General features: G+C 68.1%; 14 protein-coding genes and 1 tRNA gene. 9 read left to right on the top strand and 6 right to left on the bottom strand.

Going from position 1 to position 17194, the window contains the following annotated elements; translation table 11 throughout:
- Positions 1-9: 9 nt before the first annotated feature.
- From DFO63_RS05940 to DFO63_RS05925, 4 genes are all read right to left on the bottom strand, one after another.
- Positions 10-1635 (bottom strand): CHASE2 domain-containing protein, encoded by a 1626-nt coding sequence (locus DFO63_RS05940; RefSeq protein ID WP_119006590.1) that lies wholly within the window; start codon positions 1633-1635, stop codon positions 10-12.
- Positions 1632-3332, bottom strand: coding sequence for a FecR domain-containing protein (locus tag DFO63_RS05935; protein WP_119006589.1), 1701 nt, complete (start codon positions 3330-3332; stop codon positions 1632-1634). Before DFO63_RS05935 ends, DFO63_RS05940 begins: the two co-directional genes overlap by 4 nt.
- Before the next feature lie 107 nt (positions 3333-3439).
- Entirely contained in the window at positions 3440-4297 is an 858-nt protein-coding gene (gene trxA / locus DFO63_RS05930; RefSeq protein WP_014038035.1) for a thioredoxin, read from the bottom strand.
- A gap of 127 nt (positions 4298-4424) precedes the next feature.
- A complete protein-coding gene (locus tag DFO63_RS05925) occupies positions 4425-4676 on the bottom strand; it encodes a hypothetical protein (protein ID WP_049447147.1) in 252 nt (83 codons plus the stop codon).
- Between the two features lie 156 nt (positions 4677-4832).
- Between DFO63_RS05925 and DFO63_RS05920 the strand changes: the two genes are divergently transcribed.
- From DFO63_RS05920 to DFO63_RS05880, 9 genes are all read left to right on the top strand, one after another.
- A complete protein-coding gene (locus DFO63_RS05920; protein WP_119006588.1) occupies positions 4833-5432 on the top strand; it encodes a DUF998 domain-containing protein in 600 nt (199 codons plus the stop codon).
- A 105-nt stretch (positions 5433-5537) separates the two neighbouring features.
- Complete coding sequence (gene leuS, locus DFO63_RS05915) at positions 5538-8180, top strand: leucine--tRNA ligase (protein ID WP_119006991.1); 2643 nt, start codon at positions 5538-5540, stop codon at positions 8178-8180.
- 136 nt (positions 8181-8316) lie between these two features.
- Entirely contained in the window at positions 8317-8901 is a 585-nt protein-coding gene (gene lptE, locus DFO63_RS05910) for an LPS assembly lipoprotein LptE (RefSeq protein ID WP_014038032.1), read from the top strand.
- A 12-nt stretch (positions 8902-8913) separates the two neighbouring features.
- Entirely contained in the window at positions 8914-9951 is a 1038-nt protein-coding gene (gene holA, locus DFO63_RS05905) for a DNA polymerase III subunit delta (RefSeq protein WP_049447154.1), read from the top strand.
- Positions 9952-9954: 3 nt separating this feature from the next.
- On the top strand, positions 9955-10620 hold the full coding sequence (gene nadD / locus DFO63_RS05900; RefSeq protein ID WP_014647945.1) for a nicotinate-nucleotide adenylyltransferase: 666 nt from the start codon (positions 9955-9957) through the stop codon (positions 10618-10620).
- Between the two features lie 58 nt (positions 10621-10678).
- On the top strand, positions 10679-11089 hold the full coding sequence (rsfS, locus tag DFO63_RS05895) for a ribosome silencing factor (RefSeq protein WP_005418109.1): 411 nt from the start codon (positions 10679-10681) through the stop codon (positions 11087-11089).
- Positions 11090-11155: 66 nt separating this feature from the next.
- Positions 11156-11626 carry a 23S rRNA (pseudouridine(1915)-N(3))-methyltransferase RlmH gene (gene rlmH, locus DFO63_RS05890; RefSeq protein ID WP_014038029.1) on the top strand — a complete coding sequence of 157 codons (471 nt, stop codon included), beginning with the start codon at positions 11156-11158 and terminating at the stop codon, positions 11624-11626.
- Between the two features lie 22 nt (positions 11627-11648).
- A tRNA-Asn gene (locus DFO63_RS05885) sits at positions 11649-11725 on the top strand.
- A gap of 110 nt (positions 11726-11835) precedes the next feature.
- Complete coding sequence (locus tag DFO63_RS05880; RefSeq protein ID WP_182474390.1) at positions 11836-12807, top strand: alpha/beta hydrolase; 972 nt, start codon at positions 11836-11838, stop codon at positions 12805-12807.
- Positions 12808-12827: 20 nt separating this feature from the next.
- Here DFO63_RS05880 and arcD read toward each other — a convergent pair whose 3' ends face one another.
- Together arcD and DFO63_RS05870 are read right to left on the bottom strand one after the other, a co-directional pair.
- Positions 12828-14249: an arginine-ornithine antiporter gene (arcD, locus tag DFO63_RS05875; RefSeq protein WP_119006586.1), complete on the bottom strand. Its 1422-nt coding sequence runs from the start codon at positions 14247-14249 to the stop codon at positions 12828-12830.
- 106 nt (positions 14250-14355) lie between these two features.
- Positions 14356-17151: a TonB-dependent receptor gene (locus tag DFO63_RS05870; RefSeq protein ID WP_119006585.1), complete on the bottom strand. Its 2796-nt coding sequence runs from the start codon at positions 17149-17151 to the stop codon at positions 14356-14358.
- Positions 17152-17194: the final 43 nt, after the last annotated feature.

The following is a 17194-nucleotide window of genomic DNA, read 5'->3' as shown; positions in this document are numbered from 1 at the left end:
ACCCCGGGGTCACGTCCCGCCGTCGATCATGTACCCGTCGCGGCCGTTGGCCTTGGCCTGGTACAGGGCGGTGTCGGCGCCCTCCACGAAATGGTGCGGTTGCAGGTCACCGTCGGGCACGCGGGTGAATACACCGATGGTGAGCGTGACGCCGTCATCGCTGCCATCGCCCGGCGCCGGCAGTGCACGCACGCAGACAATCAGGTCCTCGATCACGCGGCGCGCGCCCTCGGCCGGCGTATCCGGCAGCACCAGTGCGAATTCGTCGCCACCGTAGCGCGCCGCCATGTCGCGCGGGCGACGGGCATGCGCGCCGATCAGGCGGGCGACATCACGCAGCACGCGGTCACCGACCTGGTGGCCATGGCGGTCGTTGTGGCGCTTGAAATGGTCGACGTCGATCAACGCCAGGCTCAATGGCTTGCCACTGCGCCGCGCGGCATCGCATTCCTGCTGCAGTGACTGCTCGAAGCGCAGGCGGTTGCCCAGGCCGGTGAGGGCATCGCGGTTGGCCAGGCGGTGCCAGGCCGAGATCCGCCACACCGCCCAGACCAGCAGTGCCAGCACCACGCCCAGCATCGCGCTGGCCGGTGCCCACCACAGGTCTCCCGTGCGCAGCAGCAGCCAGCTCAGCAGCGGTGGCATCGGCAATGAACACAGCGCGGCCAGCCAGGGCAGGCGCAGGCCGAGCAGGATCACGCACAGCGCCACCAGCACGCCGCTGATGGCGTGCTGCCACGCGTGCGGCAGCACATCGATCTGCTTGTGCTGCAGCAGCATCGAGGTGATGTTGGCCTGGTATTCGCTGCCGCTCATCCAGAATTCGCGGGTGGTCGGGGTCAGCAGGCGGGGGGCGATGCCGCTCGCCGTCATGCCGACCACGATGCGGCGGCCATGCAGCATCGCCATGTCCACGTGGCCATCGAGCACGTCCGCATAGGACACCTGCGGCAACCGCTCGGGCGGGCCGGCGTAGCGCACGCGTACGTAATCGTCGCGACGCCACTGATAGGGCGAGCCCAGCGCCGGGTCGGGGTCGGGCAGGCCGCGTACCGCACCCGCAGGCAGGTCGGCCAGTGCCAGGCCCAGTGCCGGCCAATGTGGTTGGCCGATGCCGGCGTGCAGATAGACGCCGCGGGCGACGCCGTCGCCATCCACCTCGACATCGGTGTGGCCGATCGCGGCGGCACTGGCGGCGATCTGCGGGATCGGCAGCATTTCCTCGGCCATGCGGTCGCCGGCCGCCGGTGCCGCCAGCACCGGCAGCACCACCCGGCCATTGCGTCGGATCGCCGCCGCCAGCTCGTCATCCTGGCGGCTGTCGCGACGGTCGGGTTCGGACAGCATCAGGTCCAGCGCAACGCGTTCGGCGCCGGCATCGGTCAGGCGGTCCAGCAGGCGGGCGTGCACCGAGCGCGGCCAGGGCCACTGGCCGATACGCTGCAGGCTGCCTTCGTCGATGGCCACGATCAGCACGCTGGGGTCGGGGCGGTAGTCCCAGTTGCCGACCAGCGCGTCATAGGCCGCCTCGTCCTGCCGCCACAGCCATTGGCCCTGGCTGGCCACGACGGTCAGCACGCCGGCAAGCAGGGCCAGCAGGATCCGCTTCGACCATGGCAGCGGCGAACGCCTCACAACAACAGCCAGAGCAGCAGCGCACCGCCACCGGCGCCGTAGCACAGGCGGCATGGCAGCGGGATCTGTTGGGCCGGGGAGAACTCGCCGGCGTGGCCGTCATCGTCGACGTACTGCACGCGTACGTGCAGGGTGCCGCTCCACGGGCGCTTGAAGCTCACCTGCGGCTGGGCCACGGTCTCGTCGACCAACGGGGCCTTGAAGTCGCCGCGGCGATCCACCTGCACCCGGTAGCGCTGGCCTTCGCTGCCAGCCTGCCAGCGCAGGGTGAGCTCGCCATGCGCGGCCTCGGGCGGCTGCAGCGCCGGGTCCACCGGTTCATTGCTCAGCTGCAGCGGCAGCGCCTGGCCGTAGCGGCCCTGGCGGCCTTCGGCATCGCGCGAGGCCACGCGCCAGTAGTACTGGCCGGGCGGCAGCGGTTGCGCCAGGCGCAGGTCGGTCGCATGGGTGGCCTGCTCCTGCAATGGCTGCTGGAAGCCGGGTTCAGCGGCGATCTGCAGCATGCTGCTGCGCGCACCGGGGGCCTGGCTCCAGCGGAACCGCGGGCGGTCGCTGCTGATCGTCTGCCCATGCAGCGGCGATACGGTCAGCGGCGGCGGTGGCTGGTCGCTGAGTTCGAAATCGGCGCTCTCATCCAGGCCTTCGACGCCCTGTGCGTCGACCGCGCGCAACAGGATGCGCAGCTGGCCGGGCGGCAGGTCGCCGATCGCCAGCCGGGTGTCGGCGGTGGTGGCGGCGAACAGCAGGATCTCCGGCGTTGCCGCCTGCACCACTTCCACCCGGTAGTGATCGGCGCCAGCGACCGGTTCCCAAGCAAGCAGGGTCGGCAGCGGCGCCAGGCGCAGCGCGTCATTGCGCAGCGCCGGCGCCGGCAGCAGGGCCGAGACCGCGGCGGGAGCCGCATCGGCGCTGCTGCTGCGGGTGGCCTGGCCCGGCCGGACCAGGCGCTGGCCATGGGGGTTGCCGACCTGCACCTTGCCCTGCAGGACCTCGGTGGCGCCGACGTGCCCGGTATCCCCGGCGCTGACCCGGAACACCGTGCCGCGCACGCTGCTGGTCGCGGTGGGCGCATCGATGATGTAACGCGAGGCCGGACCGCGCGCTGGCGTTACCCGGTTGCTGGCACGCCCCTGCTGCAGGCGCAGGCGGGTGTCGACCATGCCGGTGTGGCCGTAGCGGCTCAGCTGGTCCAGGCGCAGGCGCGAGTATTCGCGCAGCTGCAGGCGCGAGGCATCGGCGAATTCCAGAGTGATGCTGGAATCGCCTTCGGTTTCCACGGTGTCACCGATATGCAGCTGCTCGCCGGCCTGGATGGCACGGGTCGCGGTGCCATCGGCACCGGACAGCTCGACCTTGCCGCGCACGGACAGCACCCGGGCCGGCGCCGGTTCGGTGCGCAGCCAGCTGATCGGGAAGCGCAGCAGCTGGCCCGGCGGCAACTGGTAGGGGTTGTCGATGCGGTTGTGCTGCTGCAGCTGCTGCCAGCGTACCGAGGGTTTCAGGTACAGCCCACCCAGGTCCCACAGGGTGTCGCCGGGCCGGACCCGGTAGTTCCAGTCCTGGGCGCCGGCGATGGCAGGCAGCAGGAAGAGGGCGCAGAGCAGGGCGCCCGTTAAACGCATGGCGAACGACAGAGAGCGGACGACGGTCACAGTTTGCAATCCCGGCAATGCGGGGGTGCAGCTGCAAGACCCCATGGCCCCGACCTCATCCCCCCGAACGGATCGCGGCGACCGCAAGGCCGCCAGCGCGCGCATTATTGCCCGCGTTCAGTGCAGGGATTCTGAACGGAGCGGGCTCCCGTTCAGAACAGCAGCGACGCCATCCTGCGGCGGTACTGGCCCACCAGGTCCTCGTCGGAGATCACATTGAAGGCGTCGATCAGGGCTTTGCGTGGCAGGCCTTCCTCGAATCCACGGTCGATCCGCAGCATTTCCAGGAACTGCGCCAGTGCGGCCTCGTCATGGCCGCCGAGCAGCAGCTGCACGCCGCGCAGGTGGCGGGCCTTGAGATCCTTGCCATCGGCGGCGATGCGGGCTTCCAGCACCTCGGCCGCCGGGGCATCCTTCAGCGCGGCGGCGAAGGCCAGGCGGGCGCGGGCGCGCACGGCGCGGTCGTCGGTTGCCAGATTGGCCGGCAGGCCGTCGATCAGGGTGCCGGCCTCGTCCACGCCGCCGATCTGCAGCAGGGCCAGGGCCAGGTCGAGTTTCAGCTCATCCTTGTCCGGCTCGGCGGCGATCTGCGCGCGCAGTACGTCGACCTGCGCCTGCGGGTCCAGCGGGGCGTCATCTTCGGGGGCCGCATCGCCGACATCGGCCGGCACGATGCCGTGCTGGGCCAGGAACTCACGCAGCTGGCCTTCCGGAATGGCACCGGGGAAGCCATCCACCAGCTGGCCGCCCTTGACCAGGAACACGGTCGGCACCGAGCGGATCTGGAAGGCCGCAGCGATCTGCTGTTCCTTGTCGACATCGACCTTGGCCAGCTCGAAGGCACCGTTGTACTCGGCAGCCAGCTTTTCCAGCATCGGGCCCAGGGTCTTGCACGGCCCGCACCAGGTGGCCCAGAAGTCGACCAGCACCGGCGTCTGCAGCGACTTCTGCAGGACTTCGGCCTCGAAGGTCGCAGTGGTGGCGTCGAATACGTAGGTCGTCTCGGTCATGGGGGAGGCATCGCTTGGCATCTGGAGACCGATTCTATGGTGACGATCGATGTCGGTCTCAACCCTGCCATCACGGAGTACGCCCTCGAGGTGGTGTTGGCGGGCCCGCAGGCCCGCCGTGACACCCTCATGAGCGCGGCATGCAGTACAGCTCGTGGATCACCCACCTGCCCGCGCTGACCGGCTTGCTGGTCGAGGTGCGCCGGTGGTACTCGGCCTCGGCCGCCTGCAGGCCGCCGGCGCTGACGCTGCCCATCAGGATGCTGCTGTTCTGGCCGGCGCTGGGCGGGCCGACCCTGGCGAAGCAGCTGAACTCGGCTGCCTGGGCAGCACTGGCCAGGCCCAGGCTGAGCGCGGCGGCGAGGATGCGTCGGATCATGGGGGAATTCCCTGCATGGCAGAACTGCCACTCCGCGAGCATCGTTGGAGGAGGCGCGCGCGGATATCGAAATGATCTGAAATGCGCGGCGCTTGGCGCATCGCGTCGCTGCCGCGACAATGCGGTGATCCATTCCTTTCCGGGTGATTGCGCGCAATGTCCGTGGTCCGGCTTGATCGTTGGTTGGGGCTGCTTGCGGCCGTCGTATTCGTCCTGGCTGTGGCCGGCTTCGGTGCCGGCCTGGAGGGTTATGCGCAGGCCCGCCACCCGGTGGCGTTGCTGGGCGCGCGCGGTGTGCCGCATGCGCTGCCCTTCAATCTGCTGGGTTTCGTGCTGCCCGGCGTGCTAGCCGTGGTGGTGGCTGAGCGCTTGCGCCGCGGCCTGCCCACGACCGCCGGCTGGGCGCCGCGGGTCGGCAGCCAGATGCTGCTGCTGGCCGGTCTGGCCTTTGCCGCGATGGGGCTGCTGCCACTGGACGTGGATGACCTGCACGGGCCCGCCAGCCAGCTGCATGCGAGCGCCTGGATGATCTGGGTGCTGGGTTTCGTCGCCGGCACCGTGCTGCTGGGCGTGTCCCATCTGCGCCAGGCGCATGGCCGGGCCTTGGGCACAGTGGCCCTGGGCTGCGGCGTGCTGGCCGCGCTGGCGGCGTTTGCCCTGCAGGGCACGCTGCCGGCGCCGATGGCACAACGGCTCGCCTTCGCCTGCTGGCTGGTCTGGCTGGCGGCGGCCCTGCCGCTGTCGCGACCGCGCTGAGACGCCTGCCCGAGCGCCGCGGCGCCGGCGTCCGGCAGGCAGGATTGGAGCCATTTGCCGCACTGCGGTACGCTGTACCGCTTTGCCGCCGCATCCGCGTGTTCCATGACCAGCGCTGAAACCAACGCCTACGACCCGCAGCAGGTTGAATCCGCCGCCCAGCAGTACTGGGACGCCACCCGTGCCTTCGAGGTCGACGAGACTTCGGACAAGCCGAAGTACTACTGCCTGTCGATGCTTCCGTACCCGTCCGGTGCGCTGCACATGGGCCACGTGCGCAATTACACGATCGGCGACGTGATCAGCCGCTACAAGCGCATGACCGGCCACAACGTGCTGCAGCCGATGGGCTGGGACGCGTTCGGCCTGCCGGCGGAAAACGCTGCGATCAAGAACAAGACCGCGCCGGCGGCGTGGACCTACAAGAACATCGACCACATGCGCAGCCAGCTGAAGTCGCTGGGCTACGCGATCGACTGGTCGCGCGAGTTCGCCACCTGCCGCCCGGACTATTACGTCCACGAGCAGCGCATGTTCACCCGCCTGATGCGCAAGGGCCTGGCCTATCGCCGCAACGCGGTGGTGAACTGGGACCCGGTCGACCAGACCGTGCTGGCCAACGAGCAGGTCATCGACGGCCGCGGCTGGCGCTCCGGTGCGCTGGTGGAGAAGCGCGAGATCCCGCAGTGGTTCCTGCGCATCACCGACTACGCCCAGGAACTGCTGGACGGCCTGGATGAGCTGGAGGGCTGGCCGGAATCGGTCAAGACCATGCAGCGCAACTGGATCGGCCGTTCCGAAGGCCTGGAGATCCAGTTCGACGTGCGCGATGTCGATGGCAGCGCGCTGGACCCGCTGCGCGTGTTCACCACCCGCCCGGACACGGTGATGGGCGTGACCTTCGTGTCGATCGCCGCCGAGCATCCGCTGGCGCTGCATGCGGCGAAGAACAACCCGGAGCTGGCGGCGATGCTGGCCGACCTGAGGCAGGGCGGCGTGTCCGAGGCTGAACTGGAAACCCAGGAAAAGCGCGGCATGGACACCGGCCTGCGCGCGCTGCACCCGGTCACCGGCGAGCCGGTGCCGGTGTGGGTCGCCAACTTCGTGCTGATGGGCTACGGCACCGGCGCGGTGATGGCCGTTCCGGGCCATGACCAGCGCGACAATGAAGTGGCCAACAAGTACGGCCTGCCGATCAAGCAGGTCATCGCCCTGAAGGATGCGCGCACCGAAGAGGAGCGCAGCTGGGACGGCAGCCGCTGGCAGGACTGGTACAGCGACAAGAGCCGTGCCTTCGAGCTGGTGAATTCGGCCGAGTTCGACGGGCTGGATTTCCAGGGCGCTTTCGAAGCCCTGGCCGAACGTTTCGAGCGCAAGGCCCAGGGCCAGCGCCGCGTCAACTACCGCCTTCGCGACTGGGGTGTGAGCCGCCAGCGCTACTGGGGCTGCCCGATTCCGGTGATCTACTGCGCCAAGTGCGGCGCGGTGCCGGTGCCGGAAGAACAGCTGCCGGTGGTGCTGCCGGAAGACGTGGCCTTCGCCGGTACCGGCTCGCCGATCAAGACCGACCCGGAATGGCGCAAGACCACCTGCCCGGACTGCGGCGGCGCGGCCGAGCGCGAGACCGACACCTTCGACACCTTCATGGAGTCGAGCTGGTACTACGCCCGCTACACCTCGCCGGGTGCCCGTGATGCGGTCGACAAGCGCGGCAACTACTGGCTGCCGGTCGACCAGTACATCGGTGGCATCGAGCACGCGATCCTGCACCTGATGTATTTCCGCTTCTACCACAAGCTGCTGCGCGACGCGCGGATGGTGGACAGCAACGAGCCGGCGCGCAACCTGCTGTGCCAGGGCATGGTGATCGCCGAAACCTATTACCGCCCGAACCCGGACGGCTCGAAGGACTGGATCAACCCGGCCGACGTGGAAGTGCAGCGCGACGAGCGCGGCCGCATCACCGGCGCCACCCTGATCGCCGACGGCCAGCCGGTGGTGGTCGGTGGCACCGAGAAGATGTCCAAGTCGAAGAACAACGGCGTGGACCCGCAGGCGATGGTCGGCAAGTACGGCGCCGACACCGTGCGCCTGTTCTCGATGTTCGCCGCGCCGCCGGAACAGTCGCTGGAATGGAACGAAGCCGGCGTGGACGGCATGGCCCGCTTCCTGCGCCGCCTGTGGGCCCAGGTGCAGAAGCACGCCGCCGACGGTGCCGCCCCGGCACTGGATGCCGCGGTGCTGGATGCCAACCAGAAGGCGCTGCGCCGCAAGACCCACGAAACCATCGGCAAGGTCGGTGACGACTATGGCCGCCGCCACAGCTTCAACACCGCGATCGCCGCGGTGATGGAGCTGATGAACGCGCTGGCCAAGTTCGAGGACGGCAGCGAGCAGGGCCGCGCGGTGCGCCAGGAAGCGCTGCAGGCCATCGTGCTGCTGCTCAACCCGATCACCCCGCATGCCAGCCACGCCCTGTGGCAGGTACTGGGCCATGGCGAGACGCTGCTGGAAGACCAGCCGTTCCCGCAGGCCGACAGCAGCGCGCTGGTGCGCGATGCGCTGACCCTGGCGGTACAGGTCAACGGCAAGCTGCGTGGCACTATCGAGGTGGCGGCCGATGCCGCGCGCGAGCAGGTCGAGGCGCTGGCCCTGGCCGAGCCCAACGCGGCCAAGTTCATGGAAGGCCTGACGGTGCGCAAGATCATCATCGTCCCCGGCAAGATCGTGAACATCGTCGCTGCCTGATGTCCCCGCACCGGTCACCCGCGCGGTGGCCGGTGCCTTTCCAGAAGCAGGGCCGGGTGCCTGATGGCCCTGCATTCACGCGGCTTCGGGCACGCTGTGTGTTGCCGTGATCGCCCGGCTCCGCCAGACTGTCTCCATGACCCGAATCCTGCTTGCCCTCGTTCTTGTCCTCGGCCTCGCCGGCTGCGGTTTCCATCTGCGCAACAAGCTGATGCTGCCGACCGACACCGCCCCGGTGAAGGTGGTCTCCACCGCTCCGTACAGTGAACTGGTCAAGCTGCTCAACCGCAGCCTGCTGGCCTCCGGTGCCAAGCTGGCCGATGAGGACAGCAAGGAACCCAGCGCCCAGCTGCAGGTGCTGTCCGAGCGCTGGGGTGACCTGCCGATCGCCATCGACTCGCAGGGCCGTGCACAGGAATACAGCCTGCGCTACGCCGTGATCTTCATCTTCCGCCGCGAGGATGGCAGCGAACTGGTGCCGCAGCAGGTGATCGAACTGTCGCGCGACTATGTGTCGCCGCCGACCGACGCCACCGGTACCACCACCGAACGCGAAATCCTGGCCACGGAGCTGCGCCGGGAAATGTCCGCCTCGATCATCCGCCGTATCGACAGCGTGGTCCGTGCTGAGATCGAGAAGGGTGGCAGCCTGTCCGCGCCGAAGGCCAAGCCGATCGAGGGTGCGGTGCCGGCCGCGCCGGCCGCTGCCGTCAAGCACTGAGCGGCAGCGACGATGGAACTGCGTCCGGAGCAGCTGGCCAGCCAGGGCGCTGATACCCCGTTGGCGCCGGTTTACCTGATCGCAGGCCCGGAAACGCTGCGCGTGCTGGAGGCGGCAGATGCCATCCGCGCGCGCGCGCGCGCCGCGGGCATCGGCGAACGCGAGGTGTTCGACGCCGACGGGCGAGATTTCGACTGGAACCAGCTCGACGCCAGCTTCAATGCGCCCAGCCTGTTCAGCGCCCGCCGCCTGGTCGAGGTGCGCCTGCCCAGCGGCAAGCCCGGCAAGGACGGCGCCGAGGTGATCAGCCAGTTCTGCGCCAATCCGGCGCCGGACGTGGTGCTGATGATCACCGCCAATGAATGGAGCAAGGCCCATCAGGGCAAGTGGGCCGAGGCGGTCAGCCGCATCGGCGTGCTGTCGGTGGCCTGGGCGATCAAGCCGCACGAACTGCCGGACTGGATCGAGCGCCGCCTGCGCGGCAAGGGCCTGCGTGCCGACCCGGCCGCCGTGCAGCGCCTGGCCGAGCGGGTGGAGGGCAACCTGCTGGCCGCCGCCCAGGAAATCGACAAGCTGGCGCTGTTGGCCGATGGCCAGCCGCTGGATGTGGAGCGGATGGAATCGCTGGTGGCTGATGCTGCCCGCTACGACGTGTTCCGGCTGGTGGAGGCGACGTTCTCCGGCCAGCCGCCAGCCGTGCTGCGCATGCTGGCTGGCCTGCGCGGTGAAGGCGAGGCAGTGGCCGCACTGATGCCGATCGTGATCCGTGAACTGCTGGCCGGTGCCGGCCTGGCCCGGGTGCAGGCCCGTGGCGGCAACCTGGCCGCCGAAATGAAATCGCGTGGTATCTGGGAATCGCGGCAGGCGCCCTACAAGCGCGCGCTGCAGCGGCACCCGGAAGGCAAGCGCTGGGAACGCTTCGTGGCCGAAGCCGGTCTGGTCGACCGCATCGCCAAGGGGCGGGCCGACGGCGATGCCTGGCTGGCGCTGGAGCGCCTGCTGGTGGCCGTGGCCGAACCGCGTGCCGTGCGCCTGCTGGCGCGGGCCTGAGCGATGAGCCTGCGGATCTATTACGGGGGCACCTTCGATCCGGTGCACCTGGGGCACCTGGCAATCGCGCGGGCCGCCCGGGACGAACTGCAGGTGGCCGTGCGCATGTTGCCGGCAGGCGATCCGCCGCACCGTGCGGTGCCCGGCGCCACCGCCGAGCAGCGCTGCACCATGTTGTCGCTGGCCATCGGCGACGAGCCGGGCCTGCTGCTGGACCGCCGTGAACTGGACCGTGCCACGCGCTATCCCGGTCGTCCGTCCTACACCGTCGATACCCTGCGCGAGCTGCGTGGCGAGCTGGGCCCGAGCCGGCCGCTGGCCTGGCTGGTGGGCGCCGACAGCCTGCTGGGCCTGTCCGGCTGGCACGAATGGGAGGCCCTGTTCGGGCTGGCCCACTTCGTGGTGGCCGAACGGCCGGGCAGTCCGCTGCAGGCGTCGATCGACGGCGAACTGGGGCGTGCCCTGCAGGGGCGCTGGGCCGACAATGAGCAGGCCCTGTTCGCCAGCCCAGCCGGGCGCATCCTGCGCCTGCACCACCCGCTGCGCGAGGAGTCGGCCAGCGCCGTGCGCTCGCAGATCGCCGCCGGTGGCCCCTGGCGCGCCCTGCTGCCGCCGGCCGTCGCGGACTACGTCGCTGCACACGGGCTGTACCGCCCGGCCACAGCGTGAATGGCGCGGCCGCGCCATCCCCGTATAATCGCCTCCACGTTTATCGAGTCGATCCACTTTGAGCAACCAGACCCAGCCCCAGACCATCAAGGTCGATCTGCCCAGCCCGCCGCCGTCCGTGCCGGAACTGCTGGCCAGCGTCCGCCAAGCCACCGAAGACCTGAAGGCCAAGGACCTGGTCGAGATCGACGTGCGCGGCCGGTCCAGCGTTGCCGACTACATGATCGTCGTTTCGGGCACCTCGACCCGCCACGTCAAGTCGATCGCCGATGAAGTCGTGCGCTTCGCCAAGAACATCGACGTGATGCCGCTGGGTGTTGAAGGCGAGCGCGAAGCCGAGTGGGTGCTGGTCGACCTGGGCGACGTGATCGTTCACGTGATGCTGCCGCGCGTGCGTGAGTTCTACGCCCTCGAGCGCCTGTGGACCGTTGGCGACCAGCCGCCGTCCAGCGACGACGAAGTGGCCTGAGCCGCACGTTGATGCATCCCTTCGACGGCGCCGATGGCGCCGTCGACGTTTTGGAGGACCGTGTAGATGAAAGCCCGCCTGATCGCCACCGGTGAACGCGCACCCAGCTGGGTCGCGCAGGGCTTCGCCGAGTACCAGAAGCGGCTGTCGCACTGGCTGCCGTTCGAGCTGGTGGAAATCGAGCCCGGCCTGCGCGGCAAGGGGCGTGATCCGCGCCGCGCCACTGAAGATGAAGGCAGGCGGGTCATCTCTGCGCTGCCGAAGAACGCCTATGTGGTGGCACTGGATGTGCCGGGGCGGCAGCTGAGTTCCGAACAGCTGGCACAGCGGCTGGAGCATTGGCGCGGGCAGGGCCGCGACCTGGCGTTCCTGATTGGTGGCCCGGAAGGGCATTCGCCGGAGGTGTCCGCGCTGGCCGATGAGAAGTGGTCGATCGGACCTCTGACGCTGCCGCACATGCTGGTGCGCCTGGTGGTGGCCGAGCAGTTGTATCGGGCCGCCGCAATGATTGCCAATCACCCCTACCATCGCGCGTGAAGAGTGGTTATACTAGTCGTCTGCCCGAATAGCTCAGCCGGTTAGAGCACTTGACTGTTAATCAGGGGGTCGTTGGTTCGAGTCCAACTTCGGGCGCCACCTTGAAAAACCTGCATCGCGAGATGCAGGTTTTTTTTTGCCGTGTTGTAGCATCGCGCTGCGTCAGTCGAGCATGGCTCGACTCTACAATGCAGCGTCATCGACTACGGATGTTGATTGTGCGCGCACGCCTGCTCATGGGTTCCCTGCTGCTTGCGATGGTGCCGTTCGCCACAACGAAGGCCGCGCCTTCCACCTGGCATCCACCACAGGGCACTACCGAGCTTCCATTGTGGCCGCAGGGCACGGTGAGCGCGCCGCCGAAGTTGAAGGGGCCCGAGCAGGTCAGCGAAGTGACCTCCGAAGCCAGTGGCGAACACTGGATGATGCTGCAGAACGTCGCTGTGCCGACCCTCACCGTGTTTCCGCCGAAGGGGCCGGCCACCGGCACCGCGGTGATGGTGGTGCCTGGCGGAGGCTACCGGGTGCTGGCGATGGACCTGGAAGGCAGCGAGATCTGCGACTGGCTGGTCGCACAGGGCATCACCTGTGCATTGCTGAAGTACCGGGTGCCAGCCTCAGGCCCGAACTGGGACCCCGAGTGCAACTGCCGCGACATTCCAAAGGTGCCGATGGCCCTGCAGGATGCACAGCGTGCAATGGGCCTGCTGCGCGCACAGGCCGGGCGCTGGTCAATCAATCCGAAGCGGATCGGGGTGATCGGCTTTTCCGCCGGTGGTCACGTGGTGGCGGGACTGAGCACGCACGCGCTGCGCAGCTACGCGCCGGTCGATGCGGCGGATGAGCAGCCGAGCCGCCCCGATTTCGCGATGGTGATGTATTCCGGGCACCTGTGGGCGGGGCACGGAAAGGGATTGTCGCTGGTCAGGGACATCACCGTGGATGACAAGGTACCGCCGACGTTCATCGCGCAGGCCACCGACGATCGCACCGACGACGTGCGCGAATCACTGGCCTATTACCGTGCCCTGGTCGACGCGGGCGTGCCGGTGGAAATGCATCTGTTCGCACGCGGCGGCCACGCGTTCGGGCTGCGCCTGAAGGATGCACCGGTCGCGGCGTGGCCGCGGCTGGCCGAGCGCTGGATGCAGGATATCGGCATGTTGCCCAGGTCCTTGTAGAGCCGAACGTAGGCCCCGCGCTACAGTTTCAGGTCACCCTTGCAGAACGCCACCAGCGTGGCGATCGCCACCGCCAGGATCGCGCCGAACAGGACCCACTCCCAGCGCGTGAACACCTGCTCGCCGCGCTGGCGCCGGGTCAATGCGAACAACACCACGCCGGGCACGTACAGCAGTACCGACAGCAGCAGGTTGTCCAGGCCGCCGGCATACACCAGCCACAGCGCATAGGCGCTGGCCAGCAGTGCGACCACGAAATCGCGCCAGCGCACGCCTGGTTCCCCGGCATAGGCCTGCCCACGCCAGGCCAGTTGCACGCCGAACGCGGTGGACAGGAAGTAGGGCACCAGGCTCATCGACGCGGCCAGCAACACCAACCCGGTGTAGCTGCCCGAATTGACCAGCACCAGCAGCAGGAACAGCTGGATCAGGCCGTTGCTCAGCCAGAGCGCATTGGCCGGCACGCCGCGCGCATTCTCGCGGCCGAGGAAGGCCGGCATGGTGCCGTCGCCGGCCGCGGCGTACAGCACTTCGGCGCACAGCAGCACCCACGCCAGCAGTGCACCGAGTACTGAAATGATCGAACCGATGATGATCACCGTTGCGCCCCATTCGCCGACGATGGCGCGCAGCACATAGGCCATCGACGGATTGGGCAGCCCGGCCAGTTCTGCCTGCGACAGCACGCCCATCGACAGCAGGCTGACCAGTACCAGCAGCAGCCAGACCCCCAGGAAACCGATTACCGTGGCACGGCCGACGTCGGCACGTCGCGCGGCACGCCGCGAATAGATGCTGGCGCCTTCGATGCCGATGAACACCCACACGGTCACCAGCATCATGCCGCGCAGCTGCTGGCCGAGGTCGCCGAGTGCGGGCCTGCCGAGGAAATCGGCACGGAACACGTCCATGCGGAACGCGCCTGCCGCCAGGATCAGGAACAGCGCGATCGGCAGCAGCTTGGCCACGGTCACCAGGCCGTTGACGATGGCGGCCGTGCGCAGGCCGCGCAGCACCAGCAGGTGCACGGTCCACAGCAGCAGTGATGAAGCGGCCACGGCGGCGGGTGTATTGCCTTCACCGAAGACCGGTATGAAGTGGCCGAGGCCACTGAAGATCAGCACGAAGAAGCTGGCGTTGCCGAGCACCGACGCCACCCAGTAGCCCCACGCCGCAGAGAAGCCGATGTAGTTGCCGAAGCCCTCGCGCGCATAGGCGTAGATGCCGGTATCCAGGTCGGGGCGACGATTGGCCAGGGCCTGGAACACGAAGGCCAGCATCAGCATGCCGGCGCCACTGACCGCCCAGCCGATCAAGGCGGCGGCCGGGCCGGCGCTGCGCGCGACGTTCTGCGGCAGTGAAAAGATGCCGGCGCCGACCATCGAGCCGACTACCAGTGCAGTCAACGCGGGCAGGCCGAGACGTTGGTTGGAAGCGGGCATGGATGGAACTCTGGTCAGGGACTGCATCATCGCCGTTGCCGCGTGTGCGCAAAAGCAAAGGCCCGGGGGTGAACCCGGGCCTTTGCAGGTGACGCGCCGCGATGGATCAGCGGAAGGTGTACTTGGCGCCCACGGTGAAGTAACGGCCCAGCGCACCGGAGAAGTGCATCGGGTTGTAGTTCACCGCACCGTAGGTGGTCGGGTCGAGCGGTGCGATGCGGTCGAACACGTTGGCCACCGAGGCATTGAGCTCGAAGGAATCAGTGATGTTCCAGCGGCCGGACAGATCGAAGGTGGTGAACGAAGAGATCTTCGTCACCGGCGTGCCATCCTCGTAGGACGCCTGGTAGTCGCCGCCGCGCTTGTCGGTGTTGTCCATCTTGCTGATGTAGTTGGCAACACCGCTGACGCTCCACGCACCCTGCTTCCAGGTGGTGCCGAAGTTGATCTTGTCCTTCGGCGTACCGATGCAGTTGGTCACGTCGCAGTTGCCGTGCGTGCCGGCATAGTCGACGGTCTCACCGTCCTCGGTGCGCTCGAACTTCAGGATGTGGCTCCACTGCAGGTCCAGCTCCAGCTGGCCCGGGCCGATATCGAAGGTCTGGCGGATATCGGTATCGATACCGCGGACCCGCGACGAGCTGGCATTCACGTAGCCGGTGTTGACGGCCAGGATGCTGCCGGAATTGGGCACGCCACCGATGTTGTTGGAGTCACGCAGCACGTTGCCGGCGAGGATGGCGGCCGCAGTGTTGCCCTGCACGATCTCGTTGGTGCGCTTGATCTGCCAGGCATCGACGGTCATCGAGGTGGTCGAGGTCGGCTGCAGCACCAGGCCCACCGAGTAACTCTTGGACTCCTCCGGCTTCAGGTCCTTGTTCGGGCGGGTGATGATCGCAATCGAGCGCGGCGTGCACTCGTCTGCATCGATGGCACAGCGCACCGGATCGCGGGCATTGGAGAAGGCGGCCAGGCCACCGTCACCGTTCTCGGCCGGGTTCGGCGCGCGGAAGCCTTCGGCGTAGCTGGCGCGCAGGGCGATCCAGTCGGCCGGGGTCCACTTCACGCCCAGCTTCGGTGTGGCCTTGCCTTCACCACTTTCGTACTTGTCGTAACGCACCGCGCCGGAGAGTTCCAGCTGTTCCAGCACCGGCGCGGACAACTCGACGTAGCCGGCGTACACGTTCTGGGTGCCGTCGTAGGCCGAGTAGCCCAGGCCGATGATGTCACCCTGGTCGGTGTAGGTCTGCGGGGTCAGGCTGTTGCTGGTCTTGCGCCACTCGGTACCGATGGCCAGGCCCAGCGGGCCACCCTTGAGGTCGGCCAGGCTGCGTGACACGGTGAAGTCGAACATGTCCAGGCTGGACTTGGCACGCGCGCTGATGGTTGGCGAGATGTAGTCGTACAGTGCCTGCGAGTTCAGGTTGGCGTTGTCGCCGATGCGCCATGTACCGCCGGCGCAGTTCGGATTGCCCAGCGCGCACAGCACGGAGCTGTAACGCAGGAAGCCGGTGCGCTTGTTGACCAGGTCGGTGCCCGAATGCAGGTAGGCGGTGTCGTAGCTCCAGTCGCCCCAGTTGCCCTTGACGCCGACCAGGAAGCGGTTGAACTCATTGGTGTTGTCGGTCACGCGCGGGCCGACGTCCCACGCGCTGTAGCGCAGGCGCGCCGCATACGGCAGCGGGTTGTCCGGATGCCCGGCATAGAGCATCGTCGCGCCGTCACCGCTGCTGGCGTTCTTCGGGCCGCCGGGGAAGCCCCAGCCACCGGACACGCCGGAAGGGGTATTACTGAAGATGGTTTCCTTCTTCGAGTAGCCGATCTCGGTGTAGATCTCGCCGCCTTCGCCGAAGGCGAACGTGGCGCGGCCGAACACGTTGATGTACTTCTCTTCCGGGGTCAGGTCGCGATACTGCTGCGCTGGATCCCACAGGCAGCCCTGGGCCGCCGAAGAGGCTTCGGTCTGGCCCGGAATGGTGCTCAGGTTGGCGCAGCCCGGCAGGGCGACCAGGTGCGGCGACGGCGCATCATTGTTGAACACCGAGCCGTTCGGGCCGACGCCGCCGTTGGTACGGCCGCTGAGGTAGGCGCCGCCGAGGAACTGCGCATCGGTGGCGTCATAGCCCCACGGGCGCGTATCGCCGGTACCGATCCACTTGCGGTTCTTGCGGTCGCTGATCTTGATCGCGTCGGACTTGCCGACATCCAGGCTGAAGAATGCGTTCCAGCCATCCTTGGACAGGTCGCCGGTACCGGCGGTCAGGGTGGCCTTCTTGGTATCGCCGTCGCTGTCACCGGACAAGCCGTAGGACGCGCGCAGGATCGCACCCTCGAAGTCGCTACGCAGGATGATGTTGACCACGCCGGCGATGGCGTCGGAGCCGTAGATCGCCGAGGCGCCGTCCTTCAGCACTTCCACGCGTTCGACGGCATCGAGCGGAATGGTGCTGAGGTCGGTGAACACCTTCTGGCCGTCGTCGGCCAGGCCGTAGGTCGCCATGCGTCGGCCATTCAACAGCACCAGCGTCGAGCCGGCGCCGAGGCCGCGCAGCGAGATGCCGGCGCCGCCACCGGCGAAGCCATTGCCGAAGGTCTTGGGAATGGAGCCCGCGCCATCGGCGGTGATGGTCTGCAGGTACTCGGCCAGCGTGGTCTTGCCGCTGCGGTCGATCTCCTGGCGGCTCACCACCTGCACCGGCGACGGCGTCTCGGTGTTGGTGCGGGGAATGTTGGAGCCGGTGACCGTGATGCGGTCGAGGTTGGTGGCTTTTTCCTGCGCGAAGGCGGAGGAGGAAGCGACGGCGCCGGCCAGCAGCAGGGCGCCGCCGGTGAGGATGTGGGTGATTGACGATGCCAGGGTGGTGCGGCGGCGGCTGGCGGGCCGTTGGATCGGGTGTTTCACAGCTTCTCTCCTAACTGGAAAACCGTAGCGTTGAGGGCTGTCG

The organism is Stenotrophomonas sp. AG209, assembly GCF_003550055.1.
GTDB lineage: Bacteria > Pseudomonadota > Gammaproteobacteria > Xanthomonadales > Xanthomonadaceae > Stenotrophomonas.
This window is presented reverse-complemented; position numbering and strand designations above follow the sequence as displayed.

What these genes read in the sequence shown, in the direction of transcription:
- DFO63_RS05880 (WP_182474390.1), top strand. Translation starts at nt 11,836, where the DNA reads ATGTTGATTGTGCGCGCACGCCTGCTCATGGGTTCCCTGCTGCTTGCG.
- leuS (WP_119006991.1), top strand. Translation starts at nt 5,538, where the DNA reads ATGACCAGCGCTGAAACCAACGCCTACGACCCGCAGCAGGTTGAATCC.
- holA (WP_049447154.1), top strand. Translation starts at nt 8,914, where the DNA reads ATGGAACTGCGTCCGGAGCAGCTGGCCAGCCAGGGCGCTGATACCCCG.
- DFO63_RS05935 (WP_119006589.1), bottom strand. Translation starts at nt 3,332, where the DNA reads ATGGGGTCTTGCAGCTGCACCCCCGCATTGCCGGGATTGCAAACTGTG.
- DFO63_RS05925 (WP_049447147.1), bottom strand. Translation starts at nt 4,676, where the DNA reads ATGATCCGACGCATCCTCGCCGCCGCGCTCAGCCTGGGCCTGGCCAGT.
- arcD (WP_119006586.1), bottom strand. Translation starts at nt 14,249, where the DNA reads ATGCCCGCTTCCAACCAACGTCTCGGCCTGCCCGCGTTGACTGCACTG.
- trxA (WP_014038035.1), bottom strand. Translation starts at nt 4,297, where the DNA reads ATGACCGAGACGACCTACGTATTCGACGCCACCACTGCGACCTTCGAG.
- DFO63_RS05920 (WP_119006588.1), top strand. Translation starts at nt 4,833, where the DNA reads ATGTCCGTGGTCCGGCTTGATCGTTGGTTGGGGCTGCTTGCGGCCGTC.
- rlmH (WP_014038029.1), top strand. Translation starts at nt 11,156, where the DNA reads ATGAAAGCCCGCCTGATCGCCACCGGTGAACGCGCACCCAGCTGGGTC.
- lptE (WP_014038032.1), top strand. Translation starts at nt 8,317, where the DNA reads ATGACCCGAATCCTGCTTGCCCTCGTTCTTGTCCTCGGCCTCGCCGGC.
- nadD (WP_014647945.1), top strand. Translation starts at nt 9,955, where the DNA reads ATGAGCCTGCGGATCTATTACGGGGGCACCTTCGATCCGGTGCACCTG.